The 20342-nt window shown below is 66.7% G+C and carries 36 protein-coding genes; 12 read left to right on the top strand and 24 right to left on the bottom strand.

Annotation, left to right across the window (positions count from 1 at the left end; all coding sequences use genetic code 11):
* The 20 genes from VIU94_RS32875 to VIU94_RS32780 form a co-directional block, all read right to left on the bottom strand.
* Positions 1 to 603 (bottom strand): hypothetical protein (locus VIU94_RS32875; protein WP_331917127.1); only part of this gene is annotated, 603 nt, incomplete at its 3' end.
* Positions 600 to 995 carry a hypothetical protein gene (locus tag VIU94_RS32870; protein ID WP_331917125.1) on the bottom strand — a complete coding sequence of 132 codons (396 nt, stop codon included), beginning with the start codon at positions 993 to 995 and terminating at the stop codon, positions 600 to 602. The genes VIU94_RS32870 and VIU94_RS32875, both read right to left, overlap by 4 nt.
* Positions 992 to 1402 (bottom strand): hypothetical protein, encoded by a 411-nt coding sequence (locus VIU94_RS32865; protein WP_331917123.1) that lies wholly within the window; start codon positions 1400 to 1402, stop codon positions 992 to 994. Before VIU94_RS32865 ends, VIU94_RS32870 begins: the two co-directional genes overlap by 4 nt.
* Positions 1399 to 1632 (bottom strand): hypothetical protein, encoded by a 234-nt coding sequence (locus VIU94_RS32860; RefSeq protein WP_331917121.1) that lies wholly within the window; start codon positions 1630 to 1632, stop codon positions 1399 to 1401. The genes VIU94_RS32865 and VIU94_RS32860 overlap by 4 nt, the downstream gene beginning before the upstream one ends.
* Entirely contained in the window at positions 1629 to 2093 is a 465-nt protein-coding gene (locus VIU94_RS32855) for a hypothetical protein (RefSeq protein WP_331917119.1), read from the bottom strand. The genes VIU94_RS32860 and VIU94_RS32855 overlap by 4 nt, the downstream gene beginning before the upstream one ends.
* An 84-nt stretch (positions 2094 to 2177) precedes the next feature.
* A complete protein-coding gene (locus VIU94_RS32850) occupies positions 2178 to 2369 on the bottom strand; it encodes a hypothetical protein (RefSeq protein ID WP_331917117.1) in 192 nt (63 codons plus the stop codon).
* The gene (locus tag VIU94_RS32845) at positions 2369 to 3091 is read right to left on the bottom strand and encodes a hypothetical protein (RefSeq protein ID WP_331917115.1); all 723 of its coding nucleotides are present in this window, start codon (positions 3089 to 3091) and stop codon (positions 2369 to 2371) included. Before VIU94_RS32845 ends, VIU94_RS32850 begins: the two co-directional genes overlap by 1 nt.
* Complete coding sequence (locus tag VIU94_RS32840) at positions 3088 to 3825, bottom strand: hypothetical protein (protein WP_331917113.1); 738 nt, start codon at positions 3823 to 3825, stop codon at positions 3088 to 3090. The genes VIU94_RS32845 and VIU94_RS32840 overlap by 4 nt, the downstream gene beginning before the upstream one ends.
* 60 nt (positions 3826 to 3885) lie before the next feature.
* Positions 3886 to 4245: a hypothetical protein gene (locus tag VIU94_RS32835; protein WP_331917111.1), complete on the bottom strand. Its 360-nt coding sequence runs from the start codon at positions 4243 to 4245 to the stop codon at positions 3886 to 3888.
* Positions 4242 to 4946 carry a hypothetical protein gene (locus tag VIU94_RS32830; RefSeq protein WP_331917109.1) on the bottom strand — a complete coding sequence of 235 codons (705 nt, stop codon included), beginning with the start codon at positions 4944 to 4946 and terminating at the stop codon, positions 4242 to 4244. Before VIU94_RS32830 ends, VIU94_RS32835 begins: the two co-directional genes overlap by 4 nt.
* The gene (locus VIU94_RS32825) at positions 4943 to 5293 is read right to left on the bottom strand and encodes a hypothetical protein (protein ID WP_331917107.1); all 351 of its coding nucleotides are present in this window, start codon (positions 5291 to 5293) and stop codon (positions 4943 to 4945) included. The genes VIU94_RS32830 and VIU94_RS32825 overlap by 4 nt, the downstream gene beginning before the upstream one ends.
* Before the next feature lie 29 nt (positions 5294 to 5322).
* Complete coding sequence (locus VIU94_RS32820) at positions 5323 to 5931, bottom strand: hypothetical protein (RefSeq protein WP_331917105.1); 609 nt, start codon at positions 5929 to 5931, stop codon at positions 5323 to 5325.
* Positions 5915 to 6592, bottom strand: coding sequence for a hypothetical protein (locus tag VIU94_RS32815; protein WP_331917103.1), 678 nt, complete (start codon positions 6590 to 6592; stop codon positions 5915 to 5917). The genes VIU94_RS32820 and VIU94_RS32815 overlap by 17 nt, the downstream gene beginning before the upstream one ends.
* The gene (locus tag VIU94_RS32810) at positions 6592 to 6981 is read right to left on the bottom strand and encodes a hypothetical protein (RefSeq protein WP_331917101.1); all 390 of its coding nucleotides are present in this window, start codon (positions 6979 to 6981) and stop codon (positions 6592 to 6594) included. Before VIU94_RS32810 ends, VIU94_RS32815 begins: the two co-directional genes overlap by 1 nt.
* Complete coding sequence (locus VIU94_RS32805) at positions 6978 to 7271, bottom strand: hypothetical protein (RefSeq protein ID WP_331917099.1); 294 nt, start codon at positions 7269 to 7271, stop codon at positions 6978 to 6980. The genes VIU94_RS32810 and VIU94_RS32805 overlap by 4 nt, the downstream gene beginning before the upstream one ends.
* Positions 7268 to 7660: a hypothetical protein gene (locus VIU94_RS32800; protein WP_331917097.1), complete on the bottom strand. Its 393-nt coding sequence runs from the start codon at positions 7658 to 7660 to the stop codon at positions 7268 to 7270. Before VIU94_RS32800 ends, VIU94_RS32805 begins: the two co-directional genes overlap by 4 nt.
* Complete coding sequence (locus tag VIU94_RS32795) at positions 7657 to 7791, bottom strand: hypothetical protein (RefSeq protein WP_331917095.1); 135 nt, start codon at positions 7789 to 7791, stop codon at positions 7657 to 7659. Before VIU94_RS32795 ends, VIU94_RS32800 begins: the two co-directional genes overlap by 4 nt.
* Positions 7792 to 7881: 90 nt before the next feature.
* Entirely contained in the window at positions 7882 to 8100 is a 219-nt protein-coding gene (locus VIU94_RS32790) for a hypothetical protein (protein ID WP_331917093.1), read from the bottom strand.
* A 141-nt stretch (positions 8101 to 8241) separates the two neighbouring features.
* Positions 8242 to 8607: a hypothetical protein gene (locus VIU94_RS32785; RefSeq protein ID WP_331917091.1), complete on the bottom strand. Its 366-nt coding sequence runs from the start codon at positions 8605 to 8607 to the stop codon at positions 8242 to 8244.
* Positions 8608 to 8668: 61 nt separating this feature from the next.
* Positions 8669 to 8929, bottom strand: a complete 261-nt coding sequence (locus VIU94_RS32780) for a helix-turn-helix transcriptional regulator (protein ID WP_331917089.1) — start codon at positions 8927 to 8929, stop codon at positions 8669 to 8671.
* Between the two features lie 203 nt (positions 8930 to 9132).
* Here VIU94_RS32780 and VIU94_RS32775 point away from each other — a divergent pair, with 203 nt between their 5' ends.
* The 4 genes from VIU94_RS32775 (at position 9133) to VIU94_RS32760 (ending at position 12399) form a co-directional block, all read left to right on the top strand.
* A complete protein-coding gene (locus tag VIU94_RS32775; RefSeq protein WP_331917087.1) occupies positions 9133 to 9555 on the top strand; it encodes a hypothetical protein in 423 nt (140 codons plus the stop codon).
* Between the two features lie 154 nt (positions 9556 to 9709).
* On the top strand, positions 9710 to 10105 hold the full coding sequence (locus tag VIU94_RS32770; protein ID WP_331917085.1) for a hypothetical protein: 396 nt from the start codon (positions 9710 to 9712) through the stop codon (positions 10103 to 10105).
* Complete coding sequence (locus tag VIU94_RS32765) at positions 10102 to 10872, top strand: hypothetical protein (RefSeq protein WP_331917083.1); 771 nt, start codon at positions 10102 to 10104, stop codon at positions 10870 to 10872. Before VIU94_RS32770 ends, VIU94_RS32765 begins: the two co-directional genes overlap by 4 nt.
* A gap of 33 nt (positions 10873 to 10905) precedes the next feature.
* Positions 10906 to 12399 (top strand): tyrosine-type recombinase/integrase, encoded by a 1494-nt coding sequence (locus VIU94_RS32760; protein ID WP_331917081.1) that lies wholly within the window; start codon positions 10906 to 10908, stop codon positions 12397 to 12399.
* Between the two features lie 702 nt (positions 12400 to 13101).
* Here the strand turns inward: VIU94_RS32760 and VIU94_RS32755 are convergent.
* Complete coding sequence (locus VIU94_RS32755; RefSeq protein ID WP_331917079.1) at positions 13102 to 13347, bottom strand: winged helix-turn-helix domain-containing protein; 246 nt, start codon at positions 13345 to 13347, stop codon at positions 13102 to 13104.
* Positions 13348 to 13804: 457 nt separating this feature from the next.
* Positions 13805 to 14050 (bottom strand): GntR family transcriptional regulator, encoded by a 246-nt coding sequence (locus VIU94_RS32750; RefSeq protein WP_331917129.1) that lies wholly within the window; start codon positions 14048 to 14050, stop codon positions 13805 to 13807.
* A 209-nt stretch (positions 14051 to 14259) separates the two neighbouring features.
* On the opposite strand from VIU94_RS32750, the gene VIU94_RS32745 reads away from it, so the two are divergent.
* From VIU94_RS32745 to VIU94_RS32735, 3 genes are all read left to right on the top strand, one after another.
* Positions 14260 to 14502 (top strand): hypothetical protein, encoded by a 243-nt coding sequence (locus VIU94_RS32745; RefSeq protein ID WP_331917077.1) that lies wholly within the window; start codon positions 14260 to 14262, stop codon positions 14500 to 14502.
* Between the two features lie 112 nt (positions 14503 to 14614).
* The gene (locus VIU94_RS32740) at positions 14615 to 15226 is read left to right on the top strand and encodes a hypothetical protein (protein WP_331917075.1); all 612 of its coding nucleotides are present in this window, start codon (positions 14615 to 14617) and stop codon (positions 15224 to 15226) included.
* 171 nt (positions 15227 to 15397) lie between these two features.
* Positions 15398 to 15970, top strand: coding sequence for a hypothetical protein (locus VIU94_RS32735; RefSeq protein ID WP_331917073.1), 573 nt, complete (start codon positions 15398 to 15400; stop codon positions 15968 to 15970).
* On the opposite strand, the gene VIU94_RS32730 is transcribed toward VIU94_RS32735, so the two are convergent.
* Together VIU94_RS32730 and VIU94_RS32725 are read right to left on the bottom strand one after the other, a co-directional pair.
* Positions 15947 to 16780 carry a protein phosphatase 2C domain-containing protein gene (locus VIU94_RS32730; protein WP_331917071.1) on the bottom strand — a complete coding sequence of 278 codons (834 nt, stop codon included), beginning with the start codon at positions 16778 to 16780 and terminating at the stop codon, positions 15947 to 15949. The genes VIU94_RS32735 and VIU94_RS32730 overlap by 24 nt on opposite strands.
* Positions 16781 to 16789: 9 nt before the next feature.
* On the bottom strand, positions 16790 to 17665 hold the full coding sequence (locus VIU94_RS32725; protein ID WP_331917069.1) for a hypothetical protein: 876 nt from the start codon (positions 17663 to 17665) through the stop codon (positions 16790 to 16792).
* Positions 17666 to 18144: 479 nt separating this feature from the next.
* On the opposite strand from VIU94_RS32725, the gene VIU94_RS32720 reads away from it, so the two are divergent.
* From VIU94_RS32720 to VIU94_RS32700, 5 genes are all read left to right on the top strand, one after another.
* Positions 18145 to 18348: a hypothetical protein gene (locus VIU94_RS32720; RefSeq protein ID WP_331917067.1), complete on the top strand. Its 204-nt coding sequence runs from the start codon at positions 18145 to 18147 to the stop codon at positions 18346 to 18348.
* A gap of 133 nt (positions 18349 to 18481) precedes the next feature.
* Positions 18482 to 18739: a hypothetical protein gene (locus VIU94_RS32715; protein ID WP_331917066.1), complete on the top strand. Its 258-nt coding sequence runs from the start codon at positions 18482 to 18484 to the stop codon at positions 18737 to 18739.
* On the top strand, positions 18736 to 19257 hold the full coding sequence (locus VIU94_RS32710; protein ID WP_331917064.1) for a hypothetical protein: 522 nt from the start codon (positions 18736 to 18738) through the stop codon (positions 19255 to 19257). Before VIU94_RS32715 ends, VIU94_RS32710 begins: the two co-directional genes overlap by 4 nt.
* A 380-nt stretch (positions 19258 to 19637) precedes the next feature.
* Positions 19638 to 19874 carry a hypothetical protein gene (locus VIU94_RS32705; protein ID WP_331917062.1) on the top strand — a complete coding sequence of 79 codons (237 nt, stop codon included), beginning with the start codon at positions 19638 to 19640 and terminating at the stop codon, positions 19872 to 19874.
* Between the two features lie 21 nt (positions 19875 to 19895).
* Positions 19896 to 20342 (top strand): hypothetical protein (locus VIU94_RS32700; RefSeq protein ID WP_331917059.1); only part of this gene is annotated, 447 nt, incomplete at its 3' end.

Genomic DNA, 20342 nt, shown 5'->3' with positions numbered 1-20342 from the left:
CACCGACGTGCGATGCCCAACCCCGTCGGCCTCACGGACGTGCCGGTAACCCCACTCGGACGCGTCGAGTTCGTCGGAGAACGTCTTGCCGTCCCCGCACGTGCAGGACGCAACGTGGAGGCGGTACTCGAACTCCTCCAGCGCCCGGCGCGCTCCGCCTTCCCAGGTGATGTCGCCGTTCTCCAGCAGGTCCTTGATGGCCCGGCTGATCCCGCGCGGAGCCGACCGGTCGAGGATCGCTTGAGCGACGTGCTCTTTCACCTGCCGCTCGAACAGGTCCTGGTCGTACTTCATGACGCTGTCGCGGTCACTGGTGAGCTTCTCCGCCCAGTAGTGCGGGTTGATGTGGATCGAGCCGTCCTCCCAGATGCCGGAGCGGAAGAACTCGAACATGTCTGTCAGCCGCCGAAAGGCGTAGCTGTCGCCGTCGCCCTGGAAGATGAGGGCGCCTGGCACGGTGATCAGGTCGAACCAGTAGGCGCCCTGCTTGGGCTGCCTGAACCGCAGGTGCCGGTACAGGCCGTAGTCGTGCAGGACGGTCATCTCGTGCTGGGCGGTCTCGCGTGCGAACCGCTCGGCGATCGGATCCACGGCGCGGCTCATGCGGCATCTCCCGTCCCGGCCTGCTCGTCGTCTCCGGCGAGTACGGCCATCTGCTCCGGAGTCAGCGCCGCGAGAGCGTCGTCCACTTCGTAGACCAGGGCAGCGAACTGCTCGGCGGCCAGCGTTGAGGCAGCGGCGTTCCAGCGGAACAGGGCTCGGGCGGCGGCCAGGAACTCCAGGGAGGCGACGTACGGCGACTTCTCGCCCTCGACGACGAGCGCCCAGAAGCGGCGGACCACCTCAGAGTCGCCCGGCCCGTCCCACCTGGTGACATCCAGGCTCAGGACGTTGCGCTCAGCGGTCACGGTCAGTGCAGCCTCAAGGACGTCCATCCACCCGCCGACGCCTTCACAGACGGCGGCTGCGACCGCCTCGGGGGTGATCTCGGTCATGCGGCACCGCCGAACAGGTGGTTGGCCAGGGCGAGCTTGTGCTCCATCTCGGTGGCCGGACGGATCGTCGGCTGGCGCTGCCCATACTCGTCGGCAGCGCTGAGGGTCAGGAACAGCTCGACCGCCTCCTCAGCGTCCAGCAGCCCAGATCGGCGGTCAGAGCCAGGAGCGATCGGGGCACGCTCGCCGTCCACCTCCACCACCCACTGGCCGTGGCCGGTAGAGCGCGGCATGAGGGTCAGGTCTTCGTCGAGCAGACAGTCCTCAAGGTCGGCGGCCTGGCCCGGCGGCCCGTCGTCGGCGCCGTCGGGGTCCTGCTCCTGCCACGCCTTGAGGGCGCGAGCCACAGCCTCACGGCGGAGCTGGTACGGGGACTTCTCGCGGGTGTCGGGGGTCTCGATGCTCATGCGGAGCGCTCCAGGTTGGTGTCGTAGGGGTGGCGGCGGTAGTCGGCGAACGGGATCAGCTCGTCGGCCGCCGTCGGGGCCGGGGTCAATGCCGGCGTGCGGACCCGCGAGAAGTCGTCGGCGGCGGGCTGTGGCGCGCTCGGGTTCAGGTTGAAGAGGCGGCGGCGGTGGCGGCCCTTGTGGCGGGCGAACGGCGCCGCAGGCAGCGCCTCTAAGTGGCGGCCGGTCACGACGCCATCCCCTTCGATCCGTCGGGGCCGTCGTGGGCCGTCTCGATCCGCTCCAGGAGCATCGCTGCGGTGTTCAGCCCCACCGGCTCGGCCTCCGGCGACTCCTTGTCCTTCGGGTTGCACAGGTAGCCCTTGTCCAGTAGCTCCCGCTCTTTGTGCGTCCACCGGCCGTCGCCGCGCTGAACGACGATCAGTCCGCAGGTGCGGCACGACGGCGGGTTCACCGGCAGGGCGGCGGGAGGCAGGTCTGCGGACGCTTCGACGTCCTTCATCGCCTGCCGTAGTTCGGCGATGTGCTGCTTGCGGTCGCCGATCCGCGCGTGGAGCTGGTTCATCCGCTCCTGGAGGTCGGTGATCTCGTCGCTGGCCAGCTTGATCTCCGGTTCCACGACGGCGCGGAAGAGTTCCACGACGGCGGGCCGGTAGGCGATGCGGCTGTCGAAAACGCTGGTGTTGCTCATTGCTGGTGGCTCCTGGTGCGTTGTGGATCTGATTGCGGAGGCGCGTGCTCGCCCCCGAGCGGTGAGCACGCCGAAAGAGGAGGTCTAGGAAGGGGAGGGGCTGGAGTCGGGCGCCTGGACGGTGCGCGCCCAGTTGCTGTGCTCGCCGTCGTGGTTCTCGTACTCGCCGCAGAACTCGCCGGGCTGGTCCGCGTTCGGGAAGCCGCACGGCTGAGGGCCGGTCGGCGGTTCGGCGATGCTGCTGCACGCGTCGCAGTAGCACTGACTATCGGCCATCAGGAATCACCTTCCAGCACGCCATTCGGACCGCGACTGGCCTTGCGCCGCGCCTCTTCCTCGGTGAGGTCGCTGTGGAACAGATCAGCGGCGGTCGCTTCGGTCACCACGCCGTCCTCGATGCGGACGGCCGGGATGTTGGCGAGGTCTCCGCCGGCGAAGAACTTCTTCATCCCGTGGGCGAACAGGTCGCTCATGTTCGACATGAACTCCTTGCCCCACGGGCTGTCAGCGATGAAGAGCATCAGCCGGTCGTGGGAGATGAGCCAGTCGCCGTAGTCGGAGGTGCGTCGCCCTCCGGCATCAGGCTTGGCCTCGGGGTTGTCGACGTTGAACCACAGCTTGAGGTCGCAGTAGTCGTCGAGGCAGTTCCAGCCGAGAATGCCGTCTTCCTCGTCGTTCTCTCGCTGCTCCCGCAACGCCCACAGGTGTTCCTTGTCGGCCCACTTGCAGGCGTCCCAGACGGTCACGCCGAGCGCGTCGGCGACTTCGGAGATGAGGAGGTACTTCTTGTCCTTGCCCTCGAAGTGGACAGGGGCGGAGCCGAACCCGGCGAGGTCGATCATGTGGCCGGGTGTGGCGGGCTTGATCTCGGTGTAGGTGGCGAACCTCTCCAGCGCTGCGACCGCTCGGGCGACCTGCTCATCTGGCCCGTAGTCGCACAGGTTGTCGTCGTTGCGGGCGACGATCGCGGCGGCGAACCTCTCGAAGTGCGAGCTCACGACTCACCGCCGAGAGGAAGCTCAGGCCAGCCGGGAGGGTCCATCGGCAGGGCCCGCTGGGCGGCCATCTCCAGTCGGAGTTTGGTGGACTCGTAAAGCCTGTAGATCGGCTCGACCGCGTGCTCGAACACTTCGTAGGTGCCGTTCTTCTTCAGCCAGAACAGGTGGCTGTAGTCCGCCGCCGGGCGTCCGTCCTGTCGGAGAACAGCCCCCTGCCGCAGGACGCGCGTGAGGTCGCTGACCGCGACGTTCACGCCGAAGTTCTGCCTCAGCAGAACGCGCACATCAACCAGCGGATAGGTTGTCGGCTCCCTCAACTCGGGCAGGGGTCGAGCCGCCTCGAGCATCTGCCGGGCCTCGGCTTCTCGGGTTCTGATCGCGAAGTAGACGCGGGCGTGTGCCACGGCCAGTTTCGTGTCGTCGCCCGCCATGGCCGTCAGGTAGGCGCCGAACCGTGAGAGCCGGTAGTCGCATCGCTCCTGCTCACCCAGGTTCCCCGCATGGGCAATCTGGTTGACCTGCACGAACGCGGCCTCGGCGGCGGATGCTCCGTGCACCAAAGCGAGTGAAGCCTTCGCCTTCTTGATCACCGTCTCGAAGCGTGCCCACCGGCTGTAGTCCATGAGCGGCTGAAGCTCACGGCCCAGCCAGTACTCGCCGTCGGCGTCTTCGTGGCGGATCGCGTCGAATGGGGATGCGCCTTCGTCGGGAGTCCCGACCAGGGTTAACGTCATTTGCGATCTCCAGAGCTTGGATTGGATAGGCCCCACCCGCCCCCGAGCGGGTAGGGAAGATCAGGGATGGTGGAGGTCAGAGGGAGAGCCGTGCTCGAACTCGGCACGGCGGGCAAGGTCCACGGACTGTGTGCCAGTGCATCCCGAACAAGCGCCGCAGGCCGGACCCTCGGGAGGGTTGGTGGTGCACCCGACCGCGCCGGCCAGGCAGTCGTGGCCCACAGGCTTGGTCTCGCGACACCATGGGCAGAACCGCATGTCCTGGACCGGCAGGGAGGAGGCGAAGTTCAGGGCGGCGATTAGTAGGCTGTCGTCCGCTTCGCTGACCAGGCCGCATCCTGTGCACACGATCCGGCCCTCGCCGGAGGCGTGCGGGTGGACCTGCTTGCAGCCGTTGCAGAACACGTCGATGACGCTCATGACGCCTCCTCGACTGCGCAGACGACGCTCCTGCACCCGCACACCAGCAGCCCGTCGCGGGCACCAGCCCAGCCGCAGCAGTCGGCGTGGCCGAACCGGTCCAGCACCTCGGCGACCGCGCCGCCACCCGTCAGCAGGTCCCACGGACCGCACACGATGACCGGAAGCAGAGCGCCCGGCGTGCACGCCGCCTCGGGCGCGGCACGCCACCCGCCGAAGTTGTCGAGCAGCACCCAGCCGTGCTGGTAGTGCTGCACGGGAATCTCGTACGGGTGCGCCTTGCCGTGGAGAACCTTCAACCCGAGCCGGGCAGCATCGTCGGGGGCCACGTTGTCAATGAAGTCGTGGCAGGCGACGCACCCACGCAACAAATTCGAGGCCGTGTTCGACGTCGTGTTCTTCGGCCCGACACCGCCTGACCCTTTGCCGCGTCGGTGCGCCGACTCAACAGCCGGCGCAGTGCCGAAGCACTTCAGGCCGATCTCGCACAGCCCCTCCGACCGGACCTTCGCAAGGTCGATCGCGGTCTTCGGCGCGGTCTTGGGCCTCCCCTTCCGCCCATTCTTCTTGGGCGGGTTGGCCCCTCGCTTGAAGCCGTTCCCTCGCGGCATCTCCGTCTTGCGCTGGAACGACGTCTTGTTCACCATCGGGGTGTTCCGCTCCAGGCCCTTGCGCCTCTTCGGCGCGCCGCTGCGCTTCACGGCTGACCGCCGAGCGACTTCATCTCATCGCGGGCAGTCGCCGAGATGGTGCGGGCCGAGTCCTGGTCATCCGATAGCGCCCACAACGCCTTCTCGCACGCCTTGACCTTCCGCTCGGCCACGTCAGCGTCGAAACGGGCGTCCGCGGCGGCGAGGAGGGCGATCTGTCGGCGTTCGTCCATCGGCCGGTGTTCGGCTTCGAGGAAGGCCCGCGCGAACACAACTTCGGCCTTCTTCTTCGCCTCGGCCGACTCGTCGTTGAGCTTCTCGAACTCTTTGATCTTCGCCTTGTGGAGACGGCTGATGTGGATGATGATCCCCGCGGCGGTGTTCGGCGTGATGTCCACGCGCGGGTACTCCATGTCCCAGTGGTCCGTCACGACTGCTCACCCGCTTCGATAGCGGGGCGGATCAGGTCCGTGATCACCAGCTCTGTGGACTGCCAGGCGGCGGCGATCCGGTCGCGGCCGTTCGGCTTGCCCTTCTTCGCTGGCTCAAAGGTGAGGGCAAACGCGCCAGTCGGCTCACCCTTGGTGACCTTGCTGATCTGCACGAGTTCGCCGGTTGTCTCGTTCGCCAGCTGGCCGTCCTCGTCGAGTTCGGTGAGGACCTTCGCCCGATAGGCAGGTCGGATCTTCTTGCCGACCAGGTCAGGGTGTAGCTTGCGGACGTAGGCGATCACGTCGGGCCGAGTGAGCGCGGACGGCGAGACGGCGAGCTCGATCTCCTCCGGCTTGTTCGCCTCCACCCACGCCAGCAGCGCGTCCTCGTCGGTCGTGACGGTGTCCTGACCCGCCTTGATAGAGATCTTCCCGACCACATCACCGGACGGGAGCTTCACTTCGAGCTGCGGAAAACCAGCCTTCCGCAGCTTCGCGAACTCGGGCTCGGCCTCCGCTCGGGCGTCGGCGAGCGCCTTGTTCACACGCTTCGACAAGGCGTCCAGAGCGGCGACGCGCAGCGGCGCATCAGGCGGCGGCGTCATCGCTGGCCTCCCCCGCCATCGCCTGCCGCAGCGCCTCAGCGAGCGCGGCGGCGGGGTCTTCGGACTTCGTCAGCGGGTCGAGCTTCTCGATGAGCAGTTGCGCCTGCGCGTTGTTCAGCTCCTTGGTGGCCGACACGTGGACGCCGATCAGGGCGCCGATCGTCATGAGGATCTCGTCGCGGCCGGCCAGGCCGAGCGTGGCGTACTGGGCCGATAGCCGGGACAGCAGAGCCTTGGTGATGGGCCGCTCGCCCGGCTCCGGCTGCTTCGGCCAGCCCTGCTCATCCGGCGGCCCGAACGGCTGCCGGTCGGCCTCGCGGTTTCGGACGTCCAGCGAGGTGGCGATGCCCTTCTTGGTGTCCGCAGCGAATGCCGCCACCAGGGCGCGACCCCACGCGGACGTCTCGGCGTTCATCAGCTCGGAATCGCGGGTGAAGTTCGTCTTGCCGGGGAACGGTTCCCACGCGACGCCGATGCCGGGACGCTGGTCGTCGGGGGTGCGGTAGAACGCCGCAGTGTAGACGATGAACGCCTTCTCCCCGATTGTCTCGATCCGGTACGGCGCGGCAGGGTCGAACGGCTGCAGCACGCCGTCGGGGTACTTCTTGCGCGCCTCGACGATGCGGGCCGCGACCTCGTTGTAGTTCGAGTCGATCGCCATCAGGCGTTATCTCCCTCGTCGTTGGGGGCGGTGTCGTAGTCGGCTCTGCTGAGCTCGTAGTCCTGCTCGGCTTCGTCACCGATCGGGTCGCCACCTCGTACGGTCGGCTTGCTCACGCTCTCGGCTAGGTCGTCGCCCCCGTGGGCGGCCAGCGGTGCGGGTTCGAGGACGTCGATCTCTCGGTCGCCTCGCCGGTGCAGGTAAACGTGATGGCCCTCAGGGGTGAGCGCCTCGCACCTCAACGCCGCGCAGCCTGGGTCGCCGCAGGGGGCAGGGTCGGTGATCAGCGTGAGCGGTAGCGCCCACGTCTTGTCGTGGGCCAGGAGCCGTACGAGGACGCCCCGAAGGTGGATCGTGTCGCCCACGTGCGACTCGGCGAAGGTCGTCATGACGCAGCCTGCTCGCCGAGCACGTGCTGGGCGTACGCCTTCAACCGGAGCCCGCCGAGCTGGACTGCGACCGCTTTCAACGCGCAGTCCAGATGCTTGTGGGAGCCGCGAAGCGTCTCCGGGGACCGCCCGGCGCTTCCGTACGCGGTCACCGCATACACGCCGTCCGGGCTCGTCTTCGGCGAGTGGATCGTCACCGTGAAGCCGTGGAAGTGCAGCGCCTCCATGGACTGGCGGACGCCGCCGTGGTCTGTGATGTGGCGGATCCGCTGGCTGATGTCGAGCGTCATGCCGCCCACCTCTGGTGCGCTTCCTGCTGGGCGGCGACGCCGCGCATCCACTCGACGACGTGGACGCACGTGGGCCGCTCGTCCTGCAGCCAGAACGCGACATGGTTGGCGAGCATCTCGCCGTCCCACGGCTCCGCCCGGTCGTCGTCCATCCGGTAGCCGCGCGACGCGACCAGCACCCACAGGGCCGCGAACCCTGCCTGGTAGCCCTCGCTGTCGGCGATGTGCTCGGGCGGGTCCGTCCACACGTCCGGCTCCAAGCCGAGGCTCTCCGCCACCGCGCCGGCCGGGCACAGTTCGCCGTGCTCGCCGCGGTAGGCGTCCAGGGCCAGGCCGCGTACCTCTATGAGGTCGGCGGCGTCATTGATGAGGTCGCCGAGGGCGGTCACAGTTCACGCTCGGGACGCTGCTCGATCATCTCGACGACGCTCGTGAACACGTCGGGCGTCTCGCGCTTCATCCACTCGAAGAACTCGACCTGCTTGAGCACCTGGCGTGCACTGGTGGGTATCTTGTTCATGACTTGCCTGCTCTCTCTTCTGAGATGTCTCTGAGCGGGTGGGTCTCGCGAGGTCCGACGACCAGGCAGGGGTCGGGCCTCGCGGCATGTTCAGGAGCTGGCGGCCTGGACGCCGAGACGGAACCTCGCCCGCTCGGCCTTCCGCTCGGCGGCGCTGCGGCGGATCGCGGCCACACCCTCACGACGGGCGGCGGCCTCCTGCGACTGGTGGAGCCACTTCTTGTAGGCGCGGCGCTTCTGACGCGGAGTCAGTTCCCTGCGCCCCGTCTGGGTGAGGTAGTGGTGCTTGCGGGCGGCGTCATCGAGCACGGTGAGCTCCTACGTACGGAGGGATAGGGGCGGGGGTCCGCTTGGCGCCGTCGAGCGCTTCGAGCCGCGTGATCGCGGCGAGCAGGCCGGCACAGGCGTACGTCTCTTCGTCCAGGAGATGGAGGCCGGGAACCAGAACCGTCATGACGCGCTTCCGATCCGCTTCCCCTTAGCCACGAGGGGGCGCACGTTGCTCCCAGAGATGGGGGCGGGCTGCGGCTGGCGAGTGCGGCGAGGCGTGGACTGAGGCGGCTTGACCGCCTTCGCGCGCTGCGGGCTCGCCTGGTTCGGCGTCGAGGGCGTGTCCTTGGGCCAGCGCGCCGGAAGAGCGATGATCGCCGCGATCATCTCGTCGGTGAACCGGTACTCCCTCAGGGCCCTCGTTGAGGGCCACAAGCCCTTCGCGGCCATTCGTACGACGGCCCGAGGCTTGCAGTTGAACAGTTCTGCCAGGCAGTGCTTGGTGTGCAGCATCTTGCCGCACTGGCAGTAGGTAGCAGTACTCATGAGCGCTCTCCAGTGCGATAGAGCGCTCTTACCTGAAAGTAATAGATGCGCGGGCGGACCATCAGGCAGACTCCGCCTTGATGTCTTCCACGGGGGTCAGGAGATCGTCAAGGCAGATGTCGAGAGCCTTCACGAAAGCCGCAAGCACCTGCGGCTGAGGCATGTTCTTGCCGGTCTCCGCCCTGATCACCTGGAATCTGGAGACGGGCGTGCCCTGGCGAGTGCACAGCAGTGCGAGATCTTCTTGCTTGTAGCCAGCACGCTCCCGGGCGACACGTAAGCGACGACCCTCGAAGGGGAGGCTGAGCGATGTTCGAGCCATGGACGCACATTAGCGCTCATGAAGGAACGGGCGCAATAGAGCGCCCATGATCTCTTGAGCGCGAAGATCAGCTCTGGCATCTTCAGGTGCCTGATCTGCACATGTGCGCTAAAGTGCACTCAGAATCACTCAACAATGGAGCTCCGATGGCGACACAGGATGAGGCGAGAGGCCGCCTAGCCGCTGAAATGGAGAGGCGGAGAGTGGCACTCCGCATGCAGTGGGACGAAGTCGCAAAAACCGCCGACATGTCTCCAGCCCACCTACGACGTATCCGCAAGAACGAAACGTCGATCACCCCGCTGATGGGTGCCGGCCTGGAAGCAGCCCTGCAATGGAGAGCTGGCAGCGTCGAAGCGATCCTCCTGGGTGGTACGCCGACGCCCATCAGACCGGCGGGCAGTCTCCCGGCACTCACAGCACAGGCCGAGGGAGCAGTCACGCAGCCCGAAGCGGATGACGAACCAGACTCGCCCATCGCGCCTTACCTGAAGGGCATCCTAGAAAGGGTTGATCAGAGACTGGCGGAGATGAACGAGCGCATCGCTGAGCAGAACCGCGAGATCAAGGAGTTGCGGCGAGAGCGGCGACCTGACGAAGAGGATCGCCGACGCAAGGGCGCATAGCGGAAGATCTCCGCAAGCGCCACTAAAAGTAACAGAACGGTTACATTCGGATTTTGGGTGTAGACCCAAACTCTGGCAAGAGCGTCAATAAAGTCCCGACAGCCTTACTGCACGAGGGACCAACCCGCACATCTCCCAGCACCGGAGGGCGGACGTGACGTCCCGCACCAACAGCAGCACCAGCGGCCCCGACGACCCAGGAGGAGGTGACGGCAACGGCGCCTCCTCCAGCCAGCGCACACTGATCGCCCACGCGATCAAAGCCTCACGCACCACCCGCCAAGAGCGGGACATGATGCGTGAAGCCATCAGCGGCCTGGACCGTATTGGGAAACTGCACGAGCAGTCCGAAAATCCCAATATCCCGCCGCAGCGCTTCGTTGAAGAACTGCGGCGGCCGGTTCGCGCCCGGCGCAGAACGATCGTCGTCATGGTGGACGGTGACCGCGTCCCGATCCTGCTCAACCCGCAAGGCAAGGCCGACCCCGACCGTGAGCAGTGGCTGTGGGACTACGTCCGCGCCCTCGTGCGCGAGGGGGCCGCAGGATGAGCACGCATCGCCGAGACAACGTCGAACCGATCCCCCTCCGCTTAGACATGCCGCCGGAGATCGCCGTACTCGCCCTCCCCCGGAAGGAGGGCGAGGCACCGACCGTCATCCTCAACACAGCCGAGCAGAACCAGCGGGCCACCTACAGCCTGTTCAGAATCGACGCTCTCGTAGCCGCCGCCCTCGCCTGGATGGCGGAGCGACTCGCACACTGGGCCCGCGACCACCAGATGGCAGCCGCCACCATCACCGCAGCAGCCACCTCGGCGGCAGTCGCCACCGGCGCGAACATAGCTCTAGACGGCGACCGCCCGCCAGCGGCATTACCGCAGCAGGCGATCACCATCGTGACCACGCGGGTGGAACCAGTCCTCGCCCCGACGCCGAGGCCAATACGAACCACCGTCACGGCCAAACCGTCGCCGAGGCCTGAGGGCCTGGCGGACCCCACGCAGCCGCCCATCATCCGCACCAGCCAGGCCGAGCCGAGCGTCAAGCCCACCTCCAAGCCGACTGTGCGGCGAACTCCCAAGCCCACGCCCAAGCCGAGCGCTAGGCAGTCGACCGCATTCAGCGAGCCGACCACGCTTGCGCAGGAGGTTTCCGCGACCAGGACCCCTGCGGCGCCGGCCCCTTCGCCTGAACGGCCAGCCGCTACCCCGCCGCCTGCGGCGGAGGAGGAGCCTGCATCGACCACGGCGGCGGCCAGAGGCTGCGCCGTCCGCGTCGATCTGGACCCGCTGCTCGACCTGTGCGTGCTTTCCTAGAACCCCTGACCCCCACACTCCCAAGGACCCCTCATGGGCTATGGCGAGAAACGCGGCAAGTTCTTCCGAGCCCGCTGGCGAGGACCCACCGGCGACCTTGAAAGCATGTCTGGCTTCCTCACGAAGAAGGCTGCGGACACCTACGCCAACGACCAGGAAGCCGCCATCCGCGCGGGCCGATACGTCGACCCGCGCGCCGGCCAGATCACCCTCCTGGATTGGGTCAACATCTGGTATCCCGCCCAGGATCTGGAATTGACCACGCTGGAGACGTACCGGTCGCTGCTGGAGAACATCGTGCTTCCGGAGTTCGGCGAGCGCAGCCTGGCCTCGTTGGCTGCCGAGGAGATCGCCGCGTGGGAGAAGGATCTGGTCAGCAGCAAGAGGTGTTCCGCCCGGACTGCGAAAGACGCTCGCTCCGTGCTGGGCACGGCGCTGGGGGCGGCGATCCCGGCCCGCATTCAGGTCAATCCCGCCGAGCGCAAACGCGCCACCGGGAAGAAGGCCACTCGGCGCGTCCAGCGTGTCATGCAGGCGCGTAAGGCGTGGGCCACCCCGCTGGAGGCGCTGCTGATGGCCGAGCGAGTAGCGGCCATGAGTGGAGAGGAGAACGACTTCATCAAGCTCGTGTTCATCGCCTACACCGGCGTCCGCTGGTCGGAGGCGGTCGGCCTGGATCCCAGGTGCGTGCGCGGCGACACGATCGACCTGGACTGGAAGCTGTACGAACTGAACGGCCGCTTCTACCGCGGCCACCCGAAGGACGGCAGCATCCGCCCCATTGATGCGCCACCGTTCCTCAGTGCGCTGCTGGGGCGGCAGGAAGTTCGTACGTGCACGTGCCGCACCGACGCTGAAGAGCCGTACTGCAGTGGCGGCAGATACGTCTTCCTCGGGCCTGGGGGCGGCCACGCCAGGCGTAGCGACTTCGCTCGACGCTTCTTCCGGCCCGCAGCCGATGGCTGGTACGCCGCCCGCGGCGGCAAGTCGGCCAGGGTGGCGGCGCCTGTTCTCGCCGACGCGGCCACCTCATGGCCGGGGAGGGTCATCAACCCTCCTTGGCCGGCGGGCGTCGACAGTTATCCGCGAGGCCGCGGCGTACCGCTCTTGGCTGCGGACGTGCCCGTCGCGAACTGGCTGCCCATCATGAAGGATCTGACGCCGCACGGTCTGCGACACAGCCATGAGACGTGGATGGCCGAGGACCGCATCGCGGACGCTCTGCGGGACGAGCGCATGGGGCACATCGGCGACGGCAGCATGCGGGCCCACTACACGCACGTGTCAGATCAGATGCGCGGGGAGCTCGTCGACGCCTTGCAGAAGCGGTGGGAGCAGTCGCTCGCCGACCGGGCCGCGCTAGAGCGGCATTGGGATCAGCGAGTGCCGTCGTCGGTTCCGTTGCTGAACGAGTTGCTTGAGCCGTATCGGGATGGCGTGGTTACCGCTATCGGGTCGGCGAGGCCTCGCCGGGCTCTTCAACCAGCGCGACGGGAGCGCGTGAGGATGATCTCTGCGAGACGGTAACTCGCAGGGCTCGCTCCCATTTCGCTCCCACAATCGGACATCGATCAAACAGAAGAGGCCGTTTCCCGGCTGGGAAACGGCCTCTGACCTGCGGTGGAGATGAGGGGATTCGAACCCCTGACCCCTTCGATGCGAACGAGGTGGAGACGCAAATTCGACCTGGTCTTTCCTGGCGTTTCCCCAGGTCCGAACGGGCTTGGCGTACAACCTGCGGCCACCTGCGACCACTTGAAACCATATGATCCACTCCCATTTTCGCTCCCACTCCTCCCCTCCACTTTTCCCTATCTGTATAGGTTATTTCTGACCGACCTTAATGACTCTTGCATAACGCAATAAGTAACTACTTCCACTTGCGGCGCTCGTGACGCATTATGTGACGGTCCCGTCACCGTGGGGAAGCGCGGGGCAAAGGTCACATAGCGACAGGGGGGACCCTAGAAATGGCCGCAGCATCCCAAACAGCCCAAATCGTCCTACACCGTCCATCACCCGAGCGATCCGCACTGGAGCAGACCTACCCCGCCTACCACATCCAGGAACGGCCGACCGGCATGTGGTCCGCAGTCCGGGCAGCCGCCCCCACTCGCCGGCAGGCCGAAGCCGGACTCCACCAGTACATCGTGCAACCCGGCGCGCGGGCTCTGGCGGCCGTCCTCGCGCAGCAACTGGAGATCGCCCACCGGTTTCGCGGCTGACCAATCACGGCTGCGGCCGGTCCTCTGGCGGTATGACGAACGTGCCCATCGACCGGCGCACCACGACCAATCCCTCCTCGGCCAGCGCCGCAATCACGTGCAGGGCAGTGTTTCTGCCGATGTCGTACTGCTGCATGAGCCTGGGGATGCCGGGGATCGTGGTGCGTGGCGGAAACTCGCCGTCCAGGATGCGCTGGCGTAGATCGTCCGCGACCTCTTCCCAGCGATGCCGCGGCTGCCACTTGATCATGGAAAGACGCTAGTGGGACCAGGCAGACCCCATCACACCGGGCATTACCCCGGACTACCCAGGCAGTCTGGGGACGTCCCAGGACTACCCAGAACCACCTGGAGAATGCTTATGCGTGAGTGATACACATATGGACGTGGCGGCGGGAAGCAGTCCCTCGCAAGGGCTGTCGGGCCCCGCCGCCACGCCTACACCTGGATACGCGACAAGCCGCGATCCGGATGCCTGGAGTGCCCCCCAGCGCCGACTACACGCCGGACAGGTAGGCCTACCGGACCCTCCTGAGGGAAAGCATTCCACCCCAGGCGCACCCGATCCACCCAGACGCGAAAAAAACTCATACCCTGAGACACGGGAAGCTTGACAAGAGCAACGGCTCTGTGGATGCCGGAAAGTGCAGAGCTTCGCAGCGTCGGGCCGAAGGCCCGCGGATCTCGGCCTTGTCGGCTCGCAGGACCTACATGTCTGCGTCGTCCTGGCGTTGCACGAACGTGCCGACGCCCTTCACTGAGTAGACGACTCCTTCTTCGCGGAGCCGGTTCAGCACCTTCTGCGCGGTGTTCGGTGCGATGCCGAACTCCTGGACCATCTCGTGCTGCGACGGGACCTGAGCGTCGGGCGGGTAGGTGCCGTCCGCGATGCGGCCCTTGATGACCTCTGCCACCTGGGCCCATTTGGCCGCGTTCGCCCTCCACTCGATCATCACAGGTGCACCGTAAGCACCCATGATCGCCCGCGCACACTCACGGTAGTTCAAGGTTGCGCATGGTTAACCACGGCTATGTCGTCTACTGTGGCGGTTACATAGCTCGGCCCCCGCCTGGCGCAGGAACGCCTGACGAGGGCCTTGATCGGACGGTGGAGGTCCGACCCGTGACAGAGCCTAGTAATCCAGCGGCAACCGGTGAAGTCGTGCCCGATCTACTCGGCTACACGACCTGGTTCGCGAACGGCAGCTACCACGCCCGGTTCAAGGCCCCGCTCCCCCAAGCTGCGGTCGCCGCCGGCTGCCTGGAGGAGGTGACCGCGGCCACCAACGAAGGTCTAACTGCGGCAGCTACACGCAACCGCGTCCGCATCACCGTCTGGCTGACAGGGCGTTGGGCCGAGCTCCGAGAAACCCAGGAGCAGCGCGCAAGGCGAGGCCGGTCATGACCCCGAGCGAGGCCGTCGCGGCGGCTGCACGGCCAGTCGCCAGGCCGAAGCCGGTCCCCGTGCCGTGGTTCAAGCGCCCACATGATCTCCCGTACCGTACGGGAGATCCGGCATGACCAGGCTCCCCAGCGGTTGGCGAGTACCCGATGCCAATCTGTGGACTGGCGAACTCGTGCCCTATCAGCTCACGTTCGCCTGGAATCCCGTGGCCCTGGACGTCCAACTCTCCTACCTGGATCCGTCCGACGAGGACTGGATGTTCGACGTGCTGTGGGCGCGCCACGGCCAGGACCGGTCCGGGCATCACAAGTGGCGGGCCGTCAACGCCCTGCGGCAACGGACCATGATGGTCGAGCATCGCTGCATGGTGTGCAGCAAGCCTGCCGCCGAGCCGGGCGGGCGGATCCCGTGGCTCTTCCACACCGACCCCGAAACAACCGGCGACGGCGCACGGCTGACGAACCTGCCGCCCACCTGCTGGGAGTGCATCCCGGAGGCGCTCGACACCTGCCCACCCCTGCGCCGGCGCTCGCGGGTCTGCACCGCGGCCGGCAGCCGAGCGTTCGGCTTCGTGGTCGACCTGTACTCCCCCGGAGACGACGAGACAGCCGTCAGGGTGGAGCGCGACGTCATGCTCACACGGTCGTCCTCGCTGCTGCGTTGCGCGCTGGCCAAACAGCTGTGGGTCGCGCTGGACGACCTACAGGAAGCGGCCCGCCCCTAGAGCAGCCCGGCCTTCGCCGACCGGAGGGGACGAGCGAGGGCCGGGCCTCCATCTGAACCGCGCGCTACACCTCTCTGTCCGAACATCACCATGTCCTGATCTTGTCGGACTCCCCGACCCAGCAGATCGTGGTGAGCGTCAGTGGCTTGACGACGGCGAGGGAGACAGGCCATGGGCAGAGACGACTCGATGGACGCTGTCCTAGCCCGCACAGACCACGTCTGGCCCGACGTCTACCAAGCGCTCAAGGATGGCATCAAGACCGCCATCGACCTGCACGACTTCATCGGGTGGGACTACCGCGACGACTCACACCTGTACAAGCACATGATCCGCCGCACTGCCGTGCTGGCCATCAAGGCTCATAAACCCGACCTCAATCCGGAGGCGGAGGAAGACGAGCCAACCCTGCGGATGAGCGGCATAATCCTGACCCTCAAAGAAGACCTCGTCAAGGTATGGCATGTCACCCCAGCCGAGATCTCCGCGCCCACCACGCGGGCCAAGCGAAGCTTCATCAACCAGCCGCACAGCCGGCACTTCCAGGCGGGCCTCTACGACGAGGTACGTGACGTCGTCAGCCATTTCCGCCGCCCGGAAGAACTCAACAAGTTGATCCTTCGCTGGACCGTCGTGGATCACTGCATCAGTCGCTTCGATCTGATCCGACCTACCGGGGCGAAGAAGAAGCACATCGTCTTCGAGTGGAGCGACGACCTGTTAGAGCGGTACCAACTGCGCTAGGTAGGCAGCAGCGATGTCGTCCTGTCGCTTGGCTCTCGGCCACCGCTCGCCTATCGGATCGCTCGCCTCTGCCTCGCGTACCCGATCAAAGAGCCGTTCCGGCGTCTCTGATCCGAGAAGGTCGAGCGCGTCAGCGAACGAGCCAAGCCCGAACTCGATGAACCTGGTCGCGCCATCGGACAACAGGGCAACCCGCCGGACCTCGTCACAGGGGAAGGAGCCGGTTAGCGCCTCATACGCTGCGGCAGGGTCGTTGGACGCGATGGGGTAGCCGCCGACTCGCTTGTTCCGCATGCGCCGCTGGTTCTCGACGAAAGCTACGCGCGCGGCCTGGTGCTCGGGCGTCCCGGTCGGCAGCGCCGCCATCGCCCGATAGAGGTCGGCGCCTACCGCGTCGATCCGCTTGTCTGAGATGACGATGATCTCGCCGTTCGCATCGGCAACGAACGTTGAGTCGCCGAGCACCAGGTACTCCAAAAGATCATTAATGCGGCGAACCATGACAACCGTGCTCGAGGGAGTGCCGGGATTATTCAAGTCGCACCACACGCCGTGTGACTCCGCCACCGCGTCCAGGGCCAGCGCGAGCGCGGTCGTCAGAGGGGTGGAAGGGTTGCGTATGTTGAACATGAGGTGGTCGCCAAGCTGGTTCACGTACCACGGAGTGCCGTGGTTACAGCCAGTCGGAAGCTCTGACGGTCCACCGGCGCCGTCCAGGAGCACGGCTCTGGCCGAGGTGCTGTTGACCGCGGCGGCCACGTAGTCCTCGTTCAGCTTGTCGTCGCGGCCTGGGCGTGTGTCGAGGTACACGGCACTCCTTCAACGCTTGGTGTGGACGTACACCTCTGAGACCAGTTCGGCGCTCAGGATGTCCTTGCCGTTCGCGGACGCCGTGGTCTTCACCACCGCAGACCAGAGGTTGCGGTGAGCCTCTTCCCAAAGGCTTGCCACGTTGTTAATGAAGTACTCGACTGCGCCGGCCGTACCGGCTCCGTGCGCGCCACCGAGGTACAAAAAGCCGCCTTCGCCGTCAGGTCGGCGGATCCGCCCGATGTGGGCGTAGCAGGTCCGAGGCTCGTCCGTGTCGGGTTCCTCTTCGTCGAAGTCAGACCGGTATTCGACTCCCTTTCTCGTGTCGACCAGCAGCCAGTTCCGGGTGTCGCCAACCCTGTGCCATTTGATGGCAGGGTCAGCTGTGATCGCCTGGGCGATCAGCGGGGAGATGCGCGGGCCCACGAGCACGGCCAGATTGTCGCGGTTCAAGTCGATGTAGCCCATCTCCGGGATACGGTCCACCTCCGTTTCGAGCCCCAGCTCCCGAGCAAGCCGATCCAACTTGGTGACGGCGTCGTGCGTCGTCGCTAACACAGACGGGCGCGCGTGCTGGTCCTCACGCTTCTCCACGACCGCCACCGTCAACAGGGCGCCTGCTCGCGGCTTTGGGACCAGCAGCGCCCTCTCCGGGCCAGGGCCGGTCGTGACGAGTTTGTTGAGCCGCGATCGCGTCACACCGAGCTCCCGAGCGATGTCGGCCTGACTCAGCCCGGCTCGGAGCATCTCGTCGATAGCCTCCCGCCGGATGCCCGCCAGTTCGTCAACCTGGCCCGCGAGCCGCGCCTGCTCAACAGCCACCGCTCGGGCTCGTTCGGCCGGGTCCTCTATGCGCCGGATGCGCTCGACCTCCGCGTTCTCCACAGCATGACCACCTCCTTCTATCTCTCAGCCCTGCGAACGTAAACGGGGGGTGACAATCCATGCGTACGTACCTGTTGACGATATCCCCCGTGTGTGGGTACCGTCCATGACGTAAGTACGTTAACGCGGGTTGACACCGATGGGTAGTAGCCCGCGCTGACAGCAAGACCGCTCCAAAGCAAAACGGACTCGTCCGGTGCTACCAACACCGGACGAGCCCTTGATCTCGCGTCCTGATCTACGCAGGAGGAGACCCATGGGCCATCTTTCCATGGCCGGTGAAGTGGCTGATCACTGCGGGGTAGCTAAGTGCCGCCCGAGTGCCGCTGGGCCGCTCTGCTGCGTATCTCTGCCGATCGCCTGCATCCGCGATGCCGTCGCGATCTCTCCAGACATGCAAAAGGCGGCCCTCATCCGCCAAGACCTGGGCCGCCCGCATGTCCTCTGCCCCGCAAGAGACGGAAGGACTGGTTCCAACTATGACACAGCCGCTACCGGACTACATCACGGTCTCGACGGTCGAGTTGCTGGGCATCGCCCAGGATGCTGCGGCGCTGCTTCACCGGATCGCCGACGCAACCGACGGGCGCGCCACCCTCATCACCTCTCCCACCCTGAGGTCACTGCCCGCTGGCGTGGCGGACTTCGCCTCCTACCGTGCTCGTCGTCTGGCGGTGTCGTGATGATGACGACCGCTACCCGCCACGAGTACGTAGAGCGCGGCCACAGCCCTTCCTGGCCCGGAGGCGAGAAGCTGTCCGTCCGAGCCGCCTACGACAGGATCCTCGCCGACCAGACCGGGACGCGTGTTGACCCGTGCTGCTCGGACCGCAGCTGCTCCTGCAAGCGGGGGTCGTGATGGCGACCGCCACCCTGACCCCCCACGACCGGGCCGACTCGTTCGCCGCTCTCTGGCTGGCGCTCGACCCGGCCGACGCGCACGCACGCTTCGCCGCCGCCGTGGGCCTGCTGGCCCTCGTCGACGAGGAGCTGGCCGCCGCTCGCGAGTTCGTGGATGGCGCCGTTGAACGAGCTCTGACTGAAGCGTCCACGGAAAGCGAGGCCATCCGATGACCGCGATCGACCCGTTCACCACTCCGGTCGAAGCCGAGCGCGAGGCCCGCGCCAACCAGGCCGAGTCTCTGCTGGCGAACGCGGCCCACGAGGACCGCTTCTTCGACTGCTACGGCACCCAGCCCTCGACGCTGCGCAAGGATGAGGCCGCGACCGCGTTGTACGCCGCGCAGGCCGCGACCGCGCACGCCCTCCTGTCGGTCCGCGACGAACTCGCCGACATCGCCGGGACGCTGCGGCTGCTCGCGAAGACGCCCGCCGCGATTCAGTGGCTGGCCGACCACGTGACCGCCGAAGGCGCGCTGCTCCAGAAGGAGCTCGAAGACACCCGCGGCGAGGTCATCGGTCTGCGCTCCAGCGTCGAGGCGGCCGGCCAGCCCATCGCAAGCGCGATTGGGGACCTCACCGCCGCCGTGGACGCCTTCGGCCAGGCCGCCGAGCCTCGCCCGCGCTGGTGGCAGTGGCGGATCCGCCGCGCACTGCGAGCAGCTGCCGAGCCGCAGGAGACCGCCCAGTGAAGCCCGCCCGGCTACCGCTGCCCCCGCAGCTCCATCGCGGTGGCCGGGCCTCCGGTCCCCGTCCCGGGTTGGGGTCGCTCCAGACCCTGGCCATCCCGTCCGGGACGGGGACACCCCCACTTCGAACCGATCAAGCCAACCAACCGAAGGAGATCGAAATGAACGAAAACCCGTGCCCCGGCCACGTCGTCACATGCGGCTCGTGCCAAGGCTCTGGACGTGACCACCTCGTCCCGCTTATCGACGCGTGCAAGATCTGCGAGGGCGTCGGAAGCGTGCTGCTGACGCCCAAGTCGAGCTGACGATCCGTGAGCCTCCCGGTCCGCTTCCCCTGGCCGGGCGGTTCACGAATCACCAGCCGGCACCCCCGAAGGAACCCCATGAGCACCGGCACCAGCGAGGAGGCCCACATGTTCGAGACCCCTCACTTCGACTACTACGGCGACCTCACGACCGGCGACCGCATCGACCTTGACGAGCCGCCTCACCACTGCGGCGAGGAGATGGAAGTCCGGGAGGACTCCACCGGCGCCCTGCTGGTCTGCGTCAACGGCGACTACGAGATCACCACCGACAAGGACGGCGCCCTCACCGAGCCGCCCTACATCACCCGCTGACACAACGAACGGACCCCAGTCATGGACTTCGCCCCGTACCTGCCGCCCGCCTGGGTGGTGTGGGTCATTGGCGGCGCCTGCTCGATCGTCCTTACCTTCTTCACCGTCCGCGCCGCTCTCGACGGAATCAGGCACGCTATAGCGGCCGTCCGCCGCCGCAACGCCCCCAAGAACAACGCCAGCCGTCGGCCGACCGAGCTTGAAGACGTCCTCACATGGGTGATGGCCGGAATCGCGACCAGCGTGTCCGCGTCCGGCATGTGGAAGTTCGCCGGCGAGGTCCTCAAGCTCGACGGCTTCTGGCGGGTGCTGTTCTTCGCGTTCATCGAAGGCGCCATCGTCATCTCCGCCCTGCGGGCCCGCCGCAGCATGCGCGAGAACTACACCGCTGGCGTCGACGGCATCGCCGTGTGGGCGCTCGCCGCCCTGACTGCCGTCCTGGCCACCATGGACGCCGCAAGCGGCGGC

Source organism: Streptomyces sp. (genome assembly GCF_036566765.1).
In the GTDB taxonomy this organism is placed as follows: domain Bacteria; phylum Actinomycetota; class Actinomycetes; order Streptomycetales; family Streptomycetaceae; genus Streptomyces.
The sequence above is the reverse complement of the archived record's forward strand: the minus strand, read 5'-3'. Positions and strand labels throughout refer to the sequence as shown.

Excerpts from the sequence above, each read along its gene's own strand:
- VIU94_RS32855 (WP_331917119.1), bottom strand. The coding sequence starts at position 2,093 with ATGAGCAACACCAGCGTTTTCGACAGCCGCATCGCCTACCGGCCCGCC.
- VIU94_RS32740 (WP_331917075.1), top strand. The coding sequence starts at position 14,615 with ATGACCAGGCTCCCCAGCGGTTGGCGAGTACCCGATGCCAATCTGTGG.
- VIU94_RS32755 (WP_331917079.1), bottom strand. The coding sequence starts at position 13,347 with ATGATCAAGTGGCAGCCGCGGCATCGCTGGGAAGAGGTCGCGGACGAT.
- VIU94_RS32720 (WP_331917067.1), top strand. The coding sequence starts at position 18,145 with ATGACACAGCCGCTACCGGACTACATCACGGTCTCGACGGTCGAGTTG.
- VIU94_RS32870 (WP_331917125.1), bottom strand. The coding sequence starts at position 995 with ATGACCGAGATCACCCCCGAGGCGGTCGCAGCCGCCGTCTGTGAAGGC.
- VIU94_RS32835 (WP_331917111.1), bottom strand. The coding sequence starts at position 4,245 with ATGAGCGTCATCGACGTGTTCTGCAACGGCTGCAAGCAGGTCCACCCG.
- VIU94_RS32815 (WP_331917103.1), bottom strand. The coding sequence starts at position 6,592 with ATGGCGATCGACTCGAACTACAACGAGGTCGCGGCCCGCATCGTCGAG.
- VIU94_RS32765 (WP_331917083.1), top strand. The coding sequence starts at position 10,102 with ATGAGCACGCATCGCCGAGACAACGTCGAACCGATCCCCCTCCGCTTA.
- VIU94_RS32805 (WP_331917099.1), bottom strand. The coding sequence starts at position 7,271 with ATGACGCTCGACATCAGCCAGCGGATCCGCCACATCACAGACCACGGC.
- VIU94_RS32750 (WP_331917129.1), bottom strand. The coding sequence starts at position 14,050 with ATGATCGAGTGGAGGGCGAACGCGGCCAAATGGGCCCAGGTGGCAGAG.
- VIU94_RS32865 (WP_331917123.1), bottom strand. The coding sequence starts at position 1,402 with ATGAGCATCGAGACCCCCGACACCCGCGAGAAGTCCCCGTACCAGCTC.
- VIU94_RS32760 (WP_331917081.1), top strand. The coding sequence starts at position 10,906 with ATGGGCTATGGCGAGAAACGCGGCAAGTTCTTCCGAGCCCGCTGGCGA.
- VIU94_RS32840 (WP_331917113.1), bottom strand. The coding sequence starts at position 3,825 with ATGACGTTAACCCTGGTCGGGACTCCCGACGAAGGCGCATCCCCATTC.
- VIU94_RS32710 (WP_331917064.1), top strand. The coding sequence starts at position 18,736 with ATGACCGCGATCGACCCGTTCACCACTCCGGTCGAAGCCGAGCGCGAG.
- VIU94_RS32820 (WP_331917105.1), bottom strand. The coding sequence starts at position 5,931 with ATGACGCCGCCGCCTGATGCGCCGCTGCGCGTCGCCGCTCTGGACGCC.
- VIU94_RS32785 (WP_331917091.1), bottom strand. The coding sequence starts at position 8,607 with ATGAGTACTGCTACCTACTGCCAGTGCGGCAAGATGCTGCACACCAAG.
- VIU94_RS32735 (WP_331917073.1), top strand. The coding sequence starts at position 15,398 with ATGGGCAGAGACGACTCGATGGACGCTGTCCTAGCCCGCACAGACCAC.
- VIU94_RS32850 (WP_331917117.1), bottom strand. The coding sequence starts at position 2,369 with ATGGCCGATAGTCAGTGCTACTGCGACGCGTGCAGCAGCATCGCCGAA.
- VIU94_RS32810 (WP_331917101.1), bottom strand. The coding sequence starts at position 6,981 with ATGACGACCTTCGCCGAGTCGCACGTGGGCGACACGATCCACCTTCGG.
- VIU94_RS32795 (WP_331917095.1), bottom strand. The coding sequence starts at position 7,791 with ATGAACAAGATACCCACCAGTGCACGCCAGGTGCTCAAGCAGGTCGAG.
- VIU94_RS32705 (WP_331917062.1), top strand. The coding sequence starts at position 19,638 with ATGAGCACCGGCACCAGCGAGGAGGCCCACATGTTCGAGACCCCTCAC.
- VIU94_RS32780 (WP_331917089.1), bottom strand. The coding sequence starts at position 8,929 with ATGGCTCGAACATCGCTCAGCCTCCCCTTCGAGGGTCGTCGCTTACGT.